General features: G+C 61.6%; 11 protein-coding genes and 1 pseudogene. 9 read left to right on the top strand and 3 right to left on the bottom strand.

Features of this window, described 5'->3' with window-relative positions; translation table 11 throughout:
- Positions 1-48: 48 nt before the first annotated feature.
- Positions 49-1,938: a sigma-54-dependent Fis family transcriptional regulator gene (locus WFQ67_RS24850; protein ID WP_337058475.1), complete on the bottom strand. Its 1,890-nt coding sequence runs from the start codon at positions 1,936-1,938 to the stop codon at positions 49-51.
- Between the two features lie 234 nt (positions 1,939-2,172).
- Between WFQ67_RS24850 and WFQ67_RS24845 the strand changes: the two genes are divergently transcribed.
- The 9 genes from WFQ67_RS24845 (at position 2,173) to WFQ67_RS24805 (ending at position 14,076) form a co-directional block, all read left to right on the top strand.
- Positions 2,173-2,568, top strand: coding sequence for a MerR family transcriptional regulator (locus tag WFQ67_RS24845; protein WP_021218137.1), 396 nt, complete (start codon positions 2,173-2,175; stop codon positions 2,566-2,568).
- A 43-nt stretch (positions 2,569-2,611) separates the two neighbouring features.
- Complete coding sequence (locus WFQ67_RS24840; protein WP_173180051.1) at positions 2,612-3,775, top strand: isovaleryl-CoA dehydrogenase; 1,164 nt, start codon at positions 2,612-2,614, stop codon at positions 3,773-3,775.
- A gap of 80 nt (positions 3,776-3,855) precedes the next feature.
- Entirely contained in the window at positions 3,856-5,460 is a 1,605-nt protein-coding gene (locus tag WFQ67_RS24835; RefSeq protein WP_263153833.1) for a carboxyl transferase domain-containing protein, read from the top strand.
- A 91-nt stretch (positions 5,461-5,551) separates the two neighbouring features.
- Positions 5,552-6,349, top strand: a complete 798-nt coding sequence (locus WFQ67_RS24830) for a gamma-carboxygeranoyl-CoA hydratase (protein ID WP_337058474.1) — start codon at positions 5,552-5,554, stop codon at positions 6,347-6,349.
- 69 nt (positions 6,350-6,418) lie between these two features.
- A complete protein-coding gene (locus WFQ67_RS24825) occupies positions 6,419-8,362 on the top strand; it encodes an acetyl/propionyl/methylcrotonyl-CoA carboxylase subunit alpha (RefSeq protein ID WP_337058473.1) in 1,944 nt (647 codons plus the stop codon).
- Positions 8,363-8,582: 220 nt separating this feature from the next.
- On the top strand, positions 8,583-9,491 hold the full coding sequence (locus WFQ67_RS24820) for a hydroxymethylglutaryl-CoA lyase (RefSeq protein ID WP_337058562.1): 909 nt from the start codon (positions 8,583-8,585) through the stop codon (positions 9,489-9,491).
- Between the two features lie 738 nt (positions 9,492-10,229).
- On the top strand, positions 10,230-11,702 hold the full coding sequence (locus tag WFQ67_RS24815; RefSeq protein ID WP_111264543.1) for an asparagine synthase-related protein: 1,473 nt from the start codon (positions 10,230-10,232) through the stop codon (positions 11,700-11,702).
- A gap of 31 nt (positions 11,703-11,733) precedes the next feature.
- Complete coding sequence (locus WFQ67_RS24810; protein ID WP_158545639.1) at positions 11,734-12,363, top strand: lasso peptide biosynthesis B2 protein; 630 nt, start codon at positions 11,734-11,736, stop codon at positions 12,361-12,363.
- Positions 12,364-12,384: 21 nt separating this feature from the next.
- Positions 12,385-14,076 (top strand): ABC transporter ATP-binding protein, encoded by a 1,692-nt coding sequence (locus WFQ67_RS24805; RefSeq protein ID WP_337058472.1) that lies wholly within the window; start codon positions 12,385-12,387, stop codon positions 14,074-14,076.
- 46 nt (positions 14,077-14,122) lie between these two features.
- Here WFQ67_RS24805 and WFQ67_RS24800 read toward each other — a convergent pair whose 3' ends face one another.
- Positions 14,123-15,541 (bottom strand): short-chain fatty acid transporter, encoded by a 1,419-nt coding sequence (locus tag WFQ67_RS24800; RefSeq protein WP_213629343.1) that lies wholly within the window; start codon positions 15,539-15,541, stop codon positions 14,123-14,125.
- 284 nt (positions 15,542-15,825) lie between these two features.
- Positions 15,826-16,003, bottom strand: a pseudogene (locus WFQ67_RS24795) (acetyl-CoA C-acetyltransferase); the annotation flags it as partial.

Genomic DNA, 16,003 nt, shown 5'->3' with positions numbered 1-16,003 from the left:
TGGCGAATGAATTCGCCCCTACAAGAACAATATGCTCCTGCATGGAACTCATCCCCTGAGCTGCTTCAGCTTGCGATACAGGGTCGCGCGGCTGATGCCCAGGGCGTCGGCGGCGGCCGAGACATTGCCCTGGTGGCGCTCCAGGGCGCTGCGGATCAGCTCCAGCTCGTTCTCGCGGATGCTGCCGGGCTGGCGACGGCTGCTGGTCAGCTCGTCCAGCAGGCTGTCGGTGAGGTGGTCCAGGCCCAGCGTCCGTTCGCCGGGCTCGCGCATGGCCAGGGCCGAGCGCAGCACCATCTCCAGCTGGCGGATGTTGCCCGGCCAGTCGTAGCCGCCGAGCAGCTCGGCCAGGTCCTTGTCCAGGCTCATGCCGGGTTCGCCGAGGCGCGCCAGCACCTCGGCGATGAGGGTGGCCAGGTCATCGCGCTCACGCAGCGACGGCAGGCGCAGGCTCACGCCATTGACGCGGTAGTAGAGGTCTTCGCGGAACTGCCCGCCCTGCACCAGGCGCTGCAGGTCGCGGTGGGTGGCGCAGATCACGGCGATGTCCAGCTCCTGCTCCTCGCCCGCGCCGAGCGGTGCGACGCGGCGTTCCTGCAGCACGCGCAGCAGGCGCGCCTGCAGGGCCAGGGGCATGTCGCCGATCTCGTCGAGGAACAGCGTGCCGCCCTGGGCCTGCATCACCCGGCCGACCATGCCGCCCTTGCGCGAACCGGTGAAGGCGCCCTCGCGGTAGCCGAAGAGTTCGGACTCGATCAGCCCTTCGGGGATCGCCGCGCAGTTCACCGCGACGAAAGGCTTGCCCGCCCGTGCACTGGCCTGGTGCAAGGCGCGGGCGACCACCTCCTTGCCGGTGCCGGTTTCGCCCAGCAGCAGCACCGGCAGCTCGCCGGCCAGCCCCTGGCGGGCCATGCGCAAGGCCCGGGCCAGGCGCGCGTTGCCGCCGGCCAGGGCTTCCAGCTCCGGCGCGGGCGCGGCGGTCGGCCTGGCCGGTGCCACCGGGGCGACACCGATGTGCCGGGGCAGGTGCAGGGCACGGAAGAAGAACTCGCCGCGCGGGGTCTGCACGCTGCTCACGCCGCCTTGCAGCAGGCGCGCGAGGAAGCCCGAGGCGCGGGCGCCGAGCAGCTCCTCGCAGCGGTGCCCCAGCAGCGCCTGGCGCTCCACCCGCAGCAGGTTGCAGGCCTGGTCGTTGGCGGCCAGCAACTCGCCGTCCAGGCTCAGGGCCAGCAGGCCGTGCCAGGCGGAACCGAGGTACTGCGGGCGTGAATGGAAGGCCAGCACCAGTTGCTGCGGGTAGCTGAGGCCGAACAGGCGGCTCTCGATATTGCCGGCCGCCAGCAGCAGCGTGGCGAAGCTGTCGCGGGGCTCGGCGAGGTGGCCTTCGCGGGTCAGGTCGATGACGCCGACCACGCGGCCATGGGGGTCTTTCAGCGGCACCGAGGTGCAGGCGAAACGGCTGAGGCGGTCCAGGTAGTGCTCGCCACTGTTGATCAGGGTCGGCCGGCCCTCGACCACGGCGGTGCCCAGGGCGTTGGTGCCGCGCAGGGATTCGCTCCAGCAACTGCCCGGGCGCAGGTCGCGCAGGCCGGCGAGCTGCAGGGCGTCGGTCTGCCCTTCGATGGCCAGGACGTTGGCCTGGGCGTCACCGAGTATCACCAGGCCGCCCTGCCCCTGCTGACGCACCAGGTATTCGAGTTCGGGGGTGGCGGCGTCGATCAGCAGGCGATTGCCCGCCAGCAGGAGGTCGAGGTCGCGCATCTGCTCGATGCCCGCGTCGTCGCCTTCGAGGCAGTCGAGCCCGTGGCCGAGGCTGCGCCGCCAGGAGGCGTCGATCTCTTCGCGCAGCACGCCGCCGGGCAGGTCGCCCTCGCTCTGCAGGCGCAGGCGGGCGAGCCGGGACTGCCGCAGGACATCGTCGTTTCTTGTTATTCGCATGTCATCCGTACTCCAGCGCCCTCCTCGCCCGGCACCTGTATGGGAGCCCGGCGGCAGGGTCGCCCAGAATGTCTACACCCGCCTTCCGGCGCCGTAAAGAGTCGTGTCGTCCGTGGGCATGGCGAGCAATCTTCGCGCCAGAAGGGGCCAGCGGAACGACCGTGACGAGCGTTGACAGGCAGGTTCGCACAGGTTTACGTTAACGTAAAGGTAAACACAGCCGAGCCCGTTTCCATGTCCAAGACCTACAGCATTTCCGACCTCGCCCGCGAACTGGATGTGACCACCCGCGCCATCCGCTTCTACGAGGAGCAGGAGATGCTCTTCCCCGAACGCCGGGGCCAGGAGCGCATCTACAGCCCCAAGGACCTGGTGGCGCTGAAGCTGATCCTGCGCGGCAAGCGCATCGGCTTCTCCCTCGCCGAGTGCAAGGAACTGATCGACCTCTACGACCCGAGCAGCGGCAACCGCAAGCAGTTGGAGACCTTCATGGAGAAGATCGCCGCCCGCCGCGCGCAGCTGGAACAGCAGTTGCTCGACATCCAGCAGATGCAGCTGGAGCTGGACACCGCCGAGGAACGCTGCCTGGCCGCCCTCGCCGAAACCAAGAAACAGGGCGCCAGCGCCTGACCCGACAACCCGTTTCCCGACAATCACAAGCACAGGTGGAACCATGACTTACCCGAGCCTGAACTTCGCCCTCGGCGACACCATCGACATGCTGCGCGAGCAGGTGCAGCACTTCGTCGCCGCCGAACTGGCGCCCCGCGCGGCCCAGGTGGACAGCGAGAATGCCTTCCCCATGGACATGTGGAAGAAGTTCGGCGAGATGGGCCTGCTCGGCATCACCGTGCCCGAGGAGTTCGGCGGCGCGGGCCTGGGCTACCTGGCCCACGTGGTGGCCATGGAGGAGATCAGCCGCGGTTCCGCCTCGGTCGCCCTCTCCTACGGCGCCCACTCCAACCTGTGCGTCAACCAGATCAACCGCAACGGCACCGCCGAGCAGAAGCACAAGTACCTGCCCAAGCTGATCAGCGGCGAGCACGTCGGCGCCCTGGCCATGAGCGAGCCCAACGCCGGCTCCGACGTGGTCTCCATGAAGCTGCGCGCCGACCGCAAGGGCGACCGCTTCGTGCTCAACGGCAGCAAGACCTGGATCACCAACGGGCCCGACGCCAACACCTACGTGATCTACGCCAAGACCGACCTGGACAAGGGCCCCCACGGCATCACCGCCTTCATCGTCGAGCGCGACTGGAAGGGGTTCTCCCGCAGCAACAAGTTCGACAAGCTCGGCATGCGCGGCTCCAACACCTGCGAGCTGTTCTTCGATGACGTCGAGGTGCCGGAGGAAAACATCCTCGGCGTGCTCAATGGCGGCGTGAAGGTGCTGATGAGCGGGCTCGACTACGAGCGCGTGGTGCTCTCCGGCGGCCCCACCGGGATCATGCAGGCGTGCATGGACGTGGTGGTGCCCTACATCCACGACCGCAAGCAGTTCGGCCAGAGCATCGGCGAGTTCCAGCTGATCCAGGGCAAGGTCGCCGACATGTACACCCAGCTCAACGCCAGCCGCGCCTACCTCTATGCCGTGGCCCAGGCCTGCGACCGCAGCGAGACCACCCGCAAGGACGCCGCCGGGGTGATCCTCTACACCGCCGAGCGCGCGACGCAAATGGCCCTGGACGCGATCCAGATCCTCGGCGGCAACGGCTACATCAACGAATTCCCCGCCGGCCGCCTGCTGCGCGACGCCAAGCTCTACGAGATCGGCGCCGGCACCAGCGAGATCCGCCGCATGCTGATCGGGCGCGAGCTGTTCAACGAGACTAAGTAAGCGGCAAGCAGCAAGCTTCAAGCGGCAAGGGAGCCCCTCTTGCAGCTTGGTGCTTGCGGCTTGCAGCTCATGGAGAAGCCATGATCCTGCACACCCAGATCAACCCCCGCTCCCCCGACTTCGCCGCCAACGCCGCGGCGATGGGCGAGCAGGTCGGCGCGCTACGCGAGCTGCTGGCGCGCGTCCATGAAGGCGGCGGCGCCAAGGCCCAGGAACGCCACACCTCGCGGGGCAAGCTGCTGCCGCGCGAGCGCATCAACCGCCTGCTCGACCCCGGCTCGCCCTTCCTCGAGATCGGCCAGCTGGCCGCCCACGAGGTGTATGGCGAGGACGTGCCCGCCGCCGGCGTGGTGGCCGGCATCGGTCGCGTGGAAGGCGTCGAATGCATGATCGTGGCCAACGACGCCACGGTGAAAGGCGGCTCCTACTACCCGCTGACGGTGAAGAAGCACCTGCGCGCCCAGGCCATCGCCCGGGAAAACCGCCTGCCGTGCATCTACCTGGTGGACTCCGGCGGCGCCAACCTGCCGCGCCAGGACGAGGTCTTCCCCGACCGCGAGCACTTCGGCCGCATCTTCTTCAACCAGGCCAACATGAGCGCCCTGGGCATCCCGCAGATCGCCGTGGTCATGGGCTCCTGCACCGCCGGTGGCGCCTACGTGCCGGCGATGAGCGACGAGACCATCATGGTGCGCAACCAGGCCACCATCTTCCTCGCCGGCCCGCCGCTGGTGAAGGCCGCCACCGGCGAGGTGGTGAGCGCCGAGGACCTGGGCGGCGCCGACGTGCACTGCAAGACCTCGGGCGTGGCCGACCACTACGCCGAGGACGACGCCCACGCCCTGGCGCTCGCGCGCCGCAGCATCGCCAACCTCAACTGGCGCAAGCTCGGCCAGCTCAACCACCGCCAGCCGGTGCCACCGCGCTACGCGGCGGAGGAGCTGTACGGGGTGATCCCGGCGGACGCCAAGCAGCCCTTCGATGTGCGCGAGGTGATCGCACGCCTGGTGGACGGCTCCGAGTTCGATGAATTCAAGGCCCTGTTCGGCACCACCCTGGTGTGCGGCTTCGCCCACCTCAACGGCTACCCGATCGCCATTCTCGCCAACAACGGCATCCTCTTCGCCGAGGCCGCGCAGAAAGGCGCGCACTTCATCGAACTGGCCTGCCAGCGCGGCATCCCGCTGCTGTTCTTGCAGAACATCACAGGCTTCATGGTCGGCCAGAAGTACGAGGCCGGCGGCATCGCCAAGCACGGCGCCAAGCTGGTCACCGCCGTGGCCTGCGCCAGGGTGCCCAAGTTCACCGTGATCATCGGCGGCAGCTTCGGCGCCGGTAACTACGGCATGTGCGGCCGCGCCTACGACCCGCGCTTCCTGTGGATGTGGCCCAACGCGCGCATCGGCGTGATGGGCGCCGAGCAGGCCGCCGGGGTGCTGGCCCAGGTCAAGCGCGAGCAGAGCGAACGCGCCGGGCAGGTGTTCAGCGCCGAGGAGGAGGCCCGCCTCAAACAGCCGATCCTCGACCAGTACGAGCGCCAGGGGCACCCCTACTACTCCAGCGCGCGGCTCTGGGACGACGGCGTGATCGACCCGGCGCAGACCCGCGAGGTGCTCGCCATGGCGATCTCCAGCGCGCTCAACGCGCCGATCGAGCCGACCACTTTCGGCGTGTTCAGGATGTGAAAAAACCAGCCGCAAGCTGCAAGCCGCAAGCCCCAAGAGGCGCGGCTCGCACTTGCAGCTTGCCGCTTGAAACGTGCAGCTGGGGAACCCCATGACCGACTTCGACACCCTGCAACTGGAGTTCGCCGACAACGGCGTCGCCACCCTCTGGCTCAACCGCCCGGAGAAGAACAACGCCTTCAACGCCGGCATGATCCGCGAGCTGATCCTCGCCATCGAAACCGTCAAGAGCGCCGCCAACGTGCGCTTCCTGATGCTGCGCGGCCGGGGCCGGCACTTCTCCGCCGGCGCGGATCTCGCCTGGATGCAGGAGTCCGCGCGCCTCGACTACAACGCCAACCTGGACGACTCCCGCGAGCTGGCCGAGCTGATGTACAACCTCTACCAGCTCAAGGTGCCGACCCTGGCCGTGGTGCAGGGCGCGGCCTTTGGCGGCGCACTGGGCCTGATCAGCTGCTGCGACATGGCCATCGGTGCCAGCGACGCGCAGTTCTCCCTGTCGGAGGTGCGCATCGGCCTGGCCCCGGCGGTGATCAGCCCCTTCGTGGTCCAGGCCATCGGCGAGCGCGCCGCGCGCCGCTACGCCCTCACCGCCGAACGCTTCAGCGGCGAGCGCGCCCGCGAACTGGGCCTGCTCGCCGAGTGCTACCCGGCGGAGGAACTGGAACAGGCGGTGCAGGACTGGACCGCCAACCTGCTGCTGAACAGCCCCCAGGCCATGCGCGTGAGCAAGGAGCTGATGCGCGAAGTCGGCAGCGGTGCCCTCAGCCCCAACCTGCGCCGCTACACCGAGAACGCCATCGCCCGCATTCGCGTCAGCCCCGAGGGGCAGGAAGGGCTCACGGCCTTCCTGGAAAAGCGCAAGCCGAGTTGGCAGACGAACAGCTAGAAGCTGGAAGCCCGAAGCTGGAAGCAATCGCCGCCAGCACTAGCCCCAGCTCGCCAAAGGAGCAGAACAATGATTACAACCTTGCTGATCGCCAACCGTGGCGAAATCGCCTGCCGGGTGATGCGCACCGCCAAGGCCCTGGGCCTGACCACCGTGGCCGTGCACAGTGAAATCGATCGCCACGCCCGCCACGTGCGCGAGGCGGACATGGCGGTGAACCTGGGGGGCGCCAAACCCTCGGAAAGCTACCTGCTGGCCGAGCGCATCATCGCCGCCGCCCAGGCCAGCGGTGCCCAGGCCATCCACCCCGGCTACGGCTTCCTCTCGGAGAACGCCGCCTTCGCCCGTGCCATCGAGGCCGCCGGCCTGGTGTTCCTCGGCCCGCCGGCCAGCGCCATCGACGCCATGGGCAGCAAGTCCGCCGCCAAGGCGCTGATGGAGGAAGCCGGCGTGCCCCTGGTGCCCGGCTACCACGGCGAGGCCCAGGACCTGGAGACCTTCCGCACCGCCGCCGAGCGCATCGGCTACCCGGTGCTGCTGAAAGCCGCCGCCGGCGGTGGCGGCAAGGGCATGAAGGTGGTCGAGCGCGAAGCCGAGCTGGGCGAAGCCCTGGCCTCGGCCCAGCGTGAAGCGCAGTCGGCCTTCGGCGACGCGCGCATGCTGGTGGAGAAGTACGTCCTCAAGCCGCGCCACGTGGAGATCCAGGTGTTCGCCGATCGCCACGGCCACTGCCTGTACCTCAACGAACGCGATTGCTCGATCCAGCGCCGCCACCAGAAGGTGGTCGAGGAAGCCCCCGCCCCCGGCCTGTCGCCGGAGCTGCGCCGCGCCATGGGCGAAGCCGCCGTGCGCGCCGCCCAGGCCATCGGCTACGTCGGTGCCGGCACCGTGGAATTCCTCCTCGACGAGCGTGGCGACTTCTTCTTCATGGAGATGAACACCCGCCTGCAGGTGGAGCACCCGGTCACCGAGGCCATCACCGGCCTGGACCTGGTGGCCTGGCAGATCCGCGTCGCCCGGGGCGAGGCGCTGCCCATCACCCAGGAGCAGGTGCCGCTGAACGGCCACGCCATCGAAGTGCGCCTCTACGCGGAAGACCCGCAGCAGGACTTCCTCCCCGCCAGCGGCCGCCTCGCGCTGTACCGCGAACCCGCCGCCGGCCCCGGCCGCCGGGTGGACAGCGGCGTCGCCGAGGGCGATGAGGTCTCGCCCTTCTACGACCCGATGCTGGCCAAGCTGATCGCCTGGGGTGAGACCCGCGAAGAAGCCCGCCAGCGCCTGCTGGCCATGCTCGACGAAACCGCCGTGGGCGGCTTCGCCACCAACCTGGCCTTCCTCCGCCGCGTGCTGGCCCACCCCGCCTTCGCCGCCGCCGAACTGGACACCGGCTTCATCGCCCGCCACCAGGAGCCACTTCTGCCCGCCCCTGCCGCGCGGCCCGAAGCCTTCTGGCAGGTTGCCGCCGAAGCCTTCCGCCAGGGCGAGCCCCTGCGTCAGCGCGAGGACGACCCGCATTCGCCCTGGAGCCGCAACGATGGCTGGCGCCCCGGGCTGCCCAGCGAGGTGGACCTGCACCTGGCCTGTGGCGAGGAACGCCAGGTGGTGCGCCTGCGCGGCACCGCGCCGAGCCCGATCCGCCTCGAGGGCGAACGCCTGTGGCAGGAACAGGACGGCATCACCCGCCAGCGCCTGGCGATCCGCCGGGGCAACACCCTCTACCTGGAATGGGACGGCGAGCTGCAACGCGTGGAACAGGTCGACCCGGTGGCCGAGGCCCAGGCCGGGCACGCCCATCACGGAGGGCTGACGGCGCCCATGAACGGCAGTATCGTGCGCATCCTGGTGGACGCCGGCCAGGCCGTCGAAGCCGGCACTGCCCTGGTGGTGCTGGAGGCGATGAAGATGGAGCACAGCATCCGCGCGCCCCACGCAGGCACCGTCAAGGCGCTGTACTGCAGCGAAGGCGAACTGGTCGCCGAAGGCACCGCGCTGGTGGAGCTGGAAGAGGCCTGAGGGGGCACAGCCCCGTAGGGTGGATGTCGTCGCTCTTTACATCCACCAGCCTGGCCCGGCCCGGCACCTGCCACCGATGCCCTTGTAGGATGGGTAGAGCCCCGCGAAACCCATCGCGGGGTTGATGGGTTTCGCTTCGCTCTACCCATCCTACGGAGATGAACTCTGATTAAGCCGGGAACCCGGCTCGGCGCCGCCGATGAATGAGAGAGATGACGCGATGACGATTCCCAAGAAGGTCCGCCTGGTCGAAGTCGGCCCCCGCGATGGCCTGCAGAACGAGAAGCAACCCATCAGCGTGGCCGACAAGGTGCGCCTGGTGGACGACCTCTCCGCCGCCGGCCTCGGCTACATCGAGGTGGGCAGCTTCGTCTCGCCCAAGTGGGTGCCGCAGATGGCCGGCAGCACCGAGGTGTTCGCCGGCATCACCTACCGCCCGGGCGTCACCTATGCCGCCCTGGCGCCGAACATGAAGGGCTTCGAGGCCGCCCTGGAAGCCGGGGTGAAGGAAGTGGCGGTGTTCGCCGCCGCCTCCGAGGCCTTCTCGCAGAAGAACATCAACTGCTCCATCGCCGAGAGCCTGGAGCGCTTCGTGCCGCTGATGGACGCGGCGCGGGCCAACGGCATCCGCGTGCGCGGCTACATCTCCTGCGTGCTGGGCTGCCCCTACGAGGGCGAGGTGCCCGCCGAACAGGTGGCCGCCATCGCCGCCCAGCTGGACGCCATGGGCTGCTATGAAGTCTCCCTCGGCGACACCATCGGCACCGGCACGGCCGGCGCCACCCGCCAGCTGTTCGAAGTGGTGGGCGCCAGGGTGCCGCGCGAGCGCCTCGCCGGGCACTTCCACGACACCTACGGCCAGGCCGTGGCCAACGTCCACGCCGGCCTTCTGGAAGGCATCGCCGTGTTCGACAGCTCCGTCGCCGGCCTCGGCGGCTGCCCCTACGCCAAGGGCGCCACCGGCAACGTCGCCACGGAAGACCTGCTCTACCTCATGAACGGCATGGGCATCGAAACCGGCATCGACATGGACCGCCTGGTGGACGCGGGCCAACGCATCTGCGCCGTGCTCGGCAAGGAAAACGGCTCCCGCGTCGCCCGCGCGCTGCTGGCCAAGCGGAGCAGATAGTTCCGGTCTACTTGCCATTTTCAAAAATTAACGCTGGGGTCTCATCCACCCCACAGGCAACGATCTCTGCAACCAGGAAGGCGGAGCCAGTCCGCCACCTACCCGCTCCTGAATTTGCAGTTCAAGCGTTCGCATAGATTCCGCTCCCTATCGGCTAACCAAGGCCAAATAAATCCATCTGTTATCCCCGCTCCTTCGCGAAATTTTATTCGCCGCTTTTTGGCAATAAGAAACCGGGCCTGACGTGATCGAAAACAGCGGTCCTTTTAACGCCTATCGCTTCCCTCCTGAAAACTCCCAATATAACGATCAGACCGCTGCGTACGAATTCAGGACCCCACCCGTAAGACCATTCAAAAAACTACTGTTATAAAAAGTCTACACGCCAAGTATTTTTCCATCTCCAATCACAATCCTAAGAAAATTCGCAAGCAACACCACTACCTTTCGCCAGTCTTCATAAGCCGCCACCCGTTGAAATTCATATCCTTTTAAAAGAGCATCAAGTGGCATCACAGTGATGCAGTTAAAGGAGTGAATTCTAATGTTCAAAAAAATCAGGCCTTTGAAAACCAATTCCTTCGTAACAATCAAAGCAAGCACCTCTACCAAGGGGCGCGGAGGCGGTGCAATTATGGAGGGGAAATTCTGGATCTATCGAGGAAAATGGAACTAACGCAGCCAAGAAGACCCTCTTCATGAGGGTCTTCCTTTAAAAAACGGAATGGATACCGATCAATGATATTTGAGGCTATCAAACTAATAACAAGGGAAAGCGAAAACTCTTTCAAAAGCTGGAAGATAACTAAAAACAAGTTAGCAAAAACCGTAAAAATCGCCATTTGCAATGAACATATAACGATAACCAACCCTATCGATAATCACATCATACTTCACATAGAAATCACAAAAAACCGCATAGTAATTTCAAATCAAATAATTAACATACTCACTGAAAAATCAAGGCTTTCCAGACCAGCCATCCTCCGATACTTAAACAATACCAAACAGCTTGGAGATTCAATCTGGGAAAATATTTATACCATTACACCGGGTACGTCTGGAAAAATCAGAGCCGACCTTTCAATAAGAATATCTATAGACATCCCAAAGGCAGTTCGATGCGATCCAGCCGAAACCCTTACCGAAGTAATAAGCAAGCAAACTCGCGGTCAAAATATTTCGGTTAGATTTTCTGGGGGTATAGAATCAACGGCGATTTTAGCGGCCTGCAAAGCTATAGCCGACCCCAGAAATATAGTAGCAACGACGTGGTACTCTGAAGCTGAAGGCTATAACTCCGACGTTTCAGAGTCGAGTAGGATTGCGAGAATTCTACAAATTGAGCACCTTCTGGTTCCAATTGATGAGAGCAGATTATTTACAATCCCCTCAACGATGAACCTGCCAGCTTATCCGTCTCCGGCTCTAGCTTTTTCCGGCATTCTAGAAATCTTAGATAGGCACGCCACTGAGCACTTCGGAGGTCGTGCGCCTATAGTTCTAGATGGGCATGGAGGCGATCATGCTTTCCTGGAGCATCCAGACCCCAGGTTATTGCGTAACTGTATTGGCAATAATTTCTTCAAAAAACTTAATGAATACTGCGACCTTAACGCAACCAGCTACTCAAGAGTAATAAAACGAATTCTTTTAGGTCCTGAGCCGCACAAAAATAACATTCTTATCAAGAAATATCGCAAGCAACGCCAGTTCCCTGATTTAACGAAAACCACAAATCGTCTAAGAGCGGAGATAATCCAAGAAGCGCTCGAGGAAATCTGCATAACACCATCTAGGCCAGAAGAAAAAATACTCTACCCATTTCTCCACTCGCCAATGATTGAATGCGCCTTAGCATTTGAGATATCTGAAGCATTCAATTCAAGTCTTAGCAGGATTGCCTTCAGGAAGTCCGCAGCAAAAGCGTTTGGGAATGGCCTTTTCACTAGAGATAACAAGGGCTCTGTAACCGGTTCCTTTCAAAAAGCCCTTAGCCTTCAGCGAGAAAGGCTCTTAGCCATTATAGAAAATGGCTATTGCACGAAAGAGAAATTAATTGATTTATCTAAATTCAAGAGCGCCTATAACATTTCTGCGCAAGGAGCGGAAGGGCTCAACTATGAAATGATGAAAATACTAAACCTTGAGCTATTAATATCGTATTCCTTTAATAAATTAAAGCGACTAACAAGCAATGCAATTTTCTAAATATGTGCACCATGTCGTAATCAACGACGAAATGGTAATTCTCGACGAACCAGGAGACAAGTACTGGCTGCTTAGCCACTCGGACACCCAAGCAGTTATCCATGCTGTGCAATCGAGGCTTGACACATACCCACCCGAACTTCAAGAGCTCGTACAATGTAAAATACTAACCCTTGAGAGAGGAACTACCCACATTAATATAGGCTCTCCTAGAAAGCTTGGATTAAATAATCACGAGTGGTCTCAATCCTTCAAAGCAAATTTAACCAAAGTTTCAGCTTTCTCAATCATAAAAGCCTCCCTCGCACTAACCCTCTCCTTCATCACAACAAAGACATTTGGCCTACACAAAACCCTGAACCTTATAAGGAAGATAAAAAGAAATCGCCTCAGCACATGCAAGCTTGAATTAAAAGAGCTTCAGCAAATATCTTCCAGCATAAAACAGGCATCTAAAATCTTGCCTTTCAGTACATCATGCTTGCAGCATTCAATATGCACCTTCCTTCTCTGCGCAATTAAGGGAGAGGTTGTCACACTCAAAATCGGAGTAAAAACTTATGATTTTTTTGCCCATGCCTGGACGGAAAGTGATAGCGGTTTGGTTATAGGCGACAAACAAGAAATCCCTGAATCACTTCATGAAATCCTCTCTATCTAGCAAGAGATCATTATTCCGACCATGAGCACCAAACTATCTCATTCCTACCGTAACGCGCTCGACATAACTAAACAAAAATACCCGGCATTCTTCAGAGACTTCTCATTAGTACTTGCTATTATTTTATTCACTTCCGCGTTCAGCTCTATCGTACCGCTACTTTTGAGGGAGTCAGCAAATTTACTGAGCAACTCTTCTGCCGAGAGAAGCCTTTTATATATAGTTGTCTCTGCCTATGCACTAGCCTGGACAGTCAGCAATGCAATGGAATGGCTCAAAAGCATAGCAACCTCTTATGTCATGGTACGCTGCGATGCGTCTTTTTATAGATCACTATTCGAATGCTTCTTAAAGCTCACCCCAGAAAATCATAAAATCCTAACAAAGGGAGAGATTCTTTCAGATTTTGACAGATCAATGACAAGTTTTGGACAAATCAATCAAACACTATTCTGGACTCTAGCACCATTAGCCTTCGAATTAATTCTTGTATTCATCATCTTGTGGAAATCAACGAGCCTAGCTTTCTCCTTCGCATTTTTAGTTTCCATCACCCTGCTATTTCTTATCGCAATATGGGTATCACAAAGAACAGAAGACGTGCACCTGGACTGTTTCAATGCAGTAAATAAACTTACTGAGTTCCTGTCTGAAAAAATTGATGCAACCAACGAAATACTTATAAACGCCTCGCAACCTAGAGAATCAAGAAAAATCAAAAGCGTCATTCATAATTATACAAAGGCTATCTTCAAAGCAAACTCACGAATGGCTCTCCTACTAAGCTTGCAAGTCATTGCGATCGGTATGACCCTCCTCGCATTCACCCTTACATCGGCCAACCTTACACTTAATAACCAATTCTCGGTCGGCGACTTTGTGATGGTGGTCTCCTATGTCGTCCAGCTAACAGCCCCATTCGCAGTAATCGCCAGCTCCTTAGTCGGCCTGAAGAGAGATCATCTTGCACTGGAGGCCGGCCTCAAATATTTCAAGCTCACCGCCCCCTCTCCAAGCGGTACAACTCAGTGCAAAAAATCCTCTATATTGTTCAAGATAGACAAATATCAAACCGAGCATATCAAACCACTGTCCACCAACATCCAGCTCGGAAAGACCTACGCAATCTGCGGCCCTTCCGGCAGCGGAAAGACAACATTAATCAATAGTATGATCGGGTTAAATCGCACCTATACAGGTTCCATAGCCCTCTTCGGGGCGGACCTGAAGACCCTTTCGTCCGATGCGGTAATTGACCAAATAAGCGTTGTCCAACAAACCCCATTTATCTTTTCGGGAACGGTTCGTGAAAACCTGCTTTACGGCACGGACAGGGTGGTGGATGACAGCGAGCTGATTGAAGTAATTGACGCACTAGACCTTCACCTGAGCGACGATGTCAGCACAAATAGCCTAGACATAGCTGTCGGTGGAGAAAACCGTTCACTTTCAGGGGGGGAGCAACAGCGAATTGGCATTGCCAGAGCAGTATTACGTCAGAAACGTATAATTATTCTCGATGAACCAACTTCCGCTCTAGATGAAAACACTGCAAAAAAAGCGCTTCGTTTCCTTAGGTCACAGGGTGGTACTTTGATCTTTGCCAGCCATCAAGGCTCCATCATAGAAATGGCGGATGAGATAGTGCGTATAGAACTTATGACACACGCCGAGAGCTTCAATGAAGCAGAATCGGATTGGGCGCAGCGTTGACTGCGCCCAACATCCATCGCTGTTTACCTAACCTCGCCTTTCCCCATCACGGCATCACCGGCGGCACGTATTCCAGGGTGGTGCCCAGGGCCCACAGCAGCACCAGCACCAGCGGGGTGTGCACCAGCAGCTGGACGAAGGAGAAGCCGATCAGGTCGCGCGCCTTCAGGCCCAGCACGCCCAGCAGGGGCAGCATGTAGAAGGGGTTGATCAGGTTCGGCAGCGCCTCGGCGGCGTTGTAGATCTGCACCGACCAGCCCAGGTGGTAGCGCAGCTCGTTGGCCACCTGCATCACGTAGGGCGCCTCGATGATCCACTTGCCGCCACCGGAGGGAATGAAGAAGCCCAGCACGGCGGAGTACACGCCCATCAGCAGCGCGTAGGTGTCGTGGGAGGCGATCTGCACGAAGAAGGTGGAGATGTGGTGCGCCAGGGTCTGGCCGTCGCTGCCGTTGACGGTGGTCATCAGCGCGGCGATGGAGCCGTACAGCGGGAACTGGATCAGCACCCCGGTGGTGGTCGGCACGGCGCGGGCCACTGCGTCGAGGAAGCTGCGCGGGCGCCAGTGCAGCAGCGCACCGGCCATGATGAACAGCAGGTTGTAGGTGTTGAGCCCGGAGATGGCGGTGATCGCCGGCTTGCTGGCGAACTCCTGGGCCAGCCAGCCACCGGCCAGCACCACCAGCATGATGATCAGCAGCGGGCTGTGCTCCAGCCACTCGCCCGGGCGGGTCGGCTTGGGCTGCGGCGGCGCGGTGAAGCTCGGGTCCACGCCGCAGGCCTTGGCATCACGGGCGCTGGCCGCGCTGGGTGCGGTCATGTAGGCGATGGCCAGGGACACCAGGATCAGCGCCAGCAGCATCACGCCCGATTGCCAGAGGAAGATGGTCTCGGTGAAGGGGATCACGCCGGTGATGGCGAGGATGGACGGCGGCAGGCTGGCCGGGTTGGCCTGCAACTGCGCGGCGGAGGACGACAGCCCCAGTGCCCACACGGCGCCCAGGCCGAGGTAGGCGGCGGCACCGGCGGCGCGGTAGTCCATCTTGATGTCTTCACGGCGGGCCAGGGCGCGCACCAGCAGGCCGCCGAACACCAGGGACAGGCCCCAGTTGAGCAGCGAGGCGAGCATGGAGATCAGCGCCACCCAGGCCACCGCCGAGCGCCCGTTCTTCGGCACCCGGGCCAGCAGGTCGATGAGCCGCGACGCCGGGCCGGAGCTGGCGACCACATAGCCGCCGATGACCACGAAGGCCATCTGCATGGTGAAGGGGATCAGGCTCCAGAACCCGTCACCGAAGGCCTTGGCCGTGGCGCTGGCGGGTGCGCCCATGGCCATCACGGCGACGGTGACGATCAGGACCGCCAGCGCGGCGAATACCCAGGAGTCGGGGAACCAGCGCTCAGCCCAGGCTGAGCAGCGCATGGCGAAACGGGCGGAACGGCTTTCTTCGAGTTGCGTGACCATCGGTCTACCTCACTTTTATTCTTGTCGGCATGGCACGGCCGGGGCCGGGCACCGGATAAGGGTTGGAACCAGTACGAGGGTCTTTGCCCCCTGTTTGCCTGAAACGACGACGCCACGCCCCAGGGCGTGGAATGCGTCTTGCGCCGCTCGGTGAGCGGTGCGGTGCGTGATGCAATTCCCGGCGCAACCTTTATCCGTAGGTCGTCACCGGGCGCAGCGGAGCCCAGCACGGGAGGCTGGGCCGGGTGATGCGTCGGGCCGGGTTCCTCGGCCCGACTGGAGGCTTAACGCTCGATCGCCAGCGCCACGCCCTGGCCGCCACCGATGCACAGGGTGGCGAGGCCCTTCTTGGCATCGCGCTTGATCATCTCGTGCAGCAGGGTCACCAGTACGCGGCAGCCGGAGGCGCCGATGGGGTGGCCGATGGCGATGGCGCCGCCGTTGACGTTGACCTTCTCGGCA

The organism is Pseudomonas sp. USHLN015 (assembly GCF_037153275.1).
GTDB classification, from domain to species: domain Bacteria; phylum Pseudomonadota; class Gammaproteobacteria; order Pseudomonadales; family Pseudomonadaceae; genus Metapseudomonas; species Metapseudomonas tohonis.
This window is presented reverse-complemented; position numbering and strand designations above follow the sequence as displayed.

Coding starts and splice junctions, on each gene's coding strand:
- WFQ67_RS24850 (WP_337058475.1), bottom strand. CDS start 1,938: ATGCGAATAACAAGAAACGACGATGTCCTGCGGCAGTCCCGGCTCGCC.
- WFQ67_RS24845 (WP_021218137.1), top strand. CDS start 2,173: ATGTCCAAGACCTACAGCATTTCCGACCTCGCCCGCGAACTGGATGTG.
- WFQ67_RS24840 (WP_173180051.1), top strand. CDS start 2,612: ATGACTTACCCGAGCCTGAACTTCGCCCTCGGCGACACCATCGACATG.
- WFQ67_RS24835 (WP_263153833.1), top strand. CDS start 3,856: ATGATCCTGCACACCCAGATCAACCCCCGCTCCCCCGACTTCGCCGCC.
- WFQ67_RS24830 (WP_337058474.1), top strand. CDS start 5,552: ATGACCGACTTCGACACCCTGCAACTGGAGTTCGCCGACAACGGCGTC.
- WFQ67_RS24825 (WP_337058473.1), top strand. CDS start 6,419: ATGATTACAACCTTGCTGATCGCCAACCGTGGCGAAATCGCCTGCCGG.
- WFQ67_RS24820 (WP_337058562.1), top strand. CDS start 8,583: ATGACGATTCCCAAGAAGGTCCGCCTGGTCGAAGTCGGCCCCCGCGAT.
- WFQ67_RS24815 (WP_111264543.1), top strand. CDS start 10,230: ATGATATTTGAGGCTATCAAACTAATAACAAGGGAAAGCGAAAACTCT.
- WFQ67_RS24810 (WP_158545639.1), top strand. CDS start 11,734: ATGGTAATTCTCGACGAACCAGGAGACAAGTACTGGCTGCTTAGCCAC.
- WFQ67_RS24805 (WP_337058472.1), top strand. CDS start 12,385: ATGAGCACCAAACTATCTCATTCCTACCGTAACGCGCTCGACATAACT.
- WFQ67_RS24800 (WP_213629343.1), bottom strand. CDS start 15,541: ATGGTCACGCAACTCGAAGAAAGCCGTTCCGCCCGTTTCGCCATGCGC.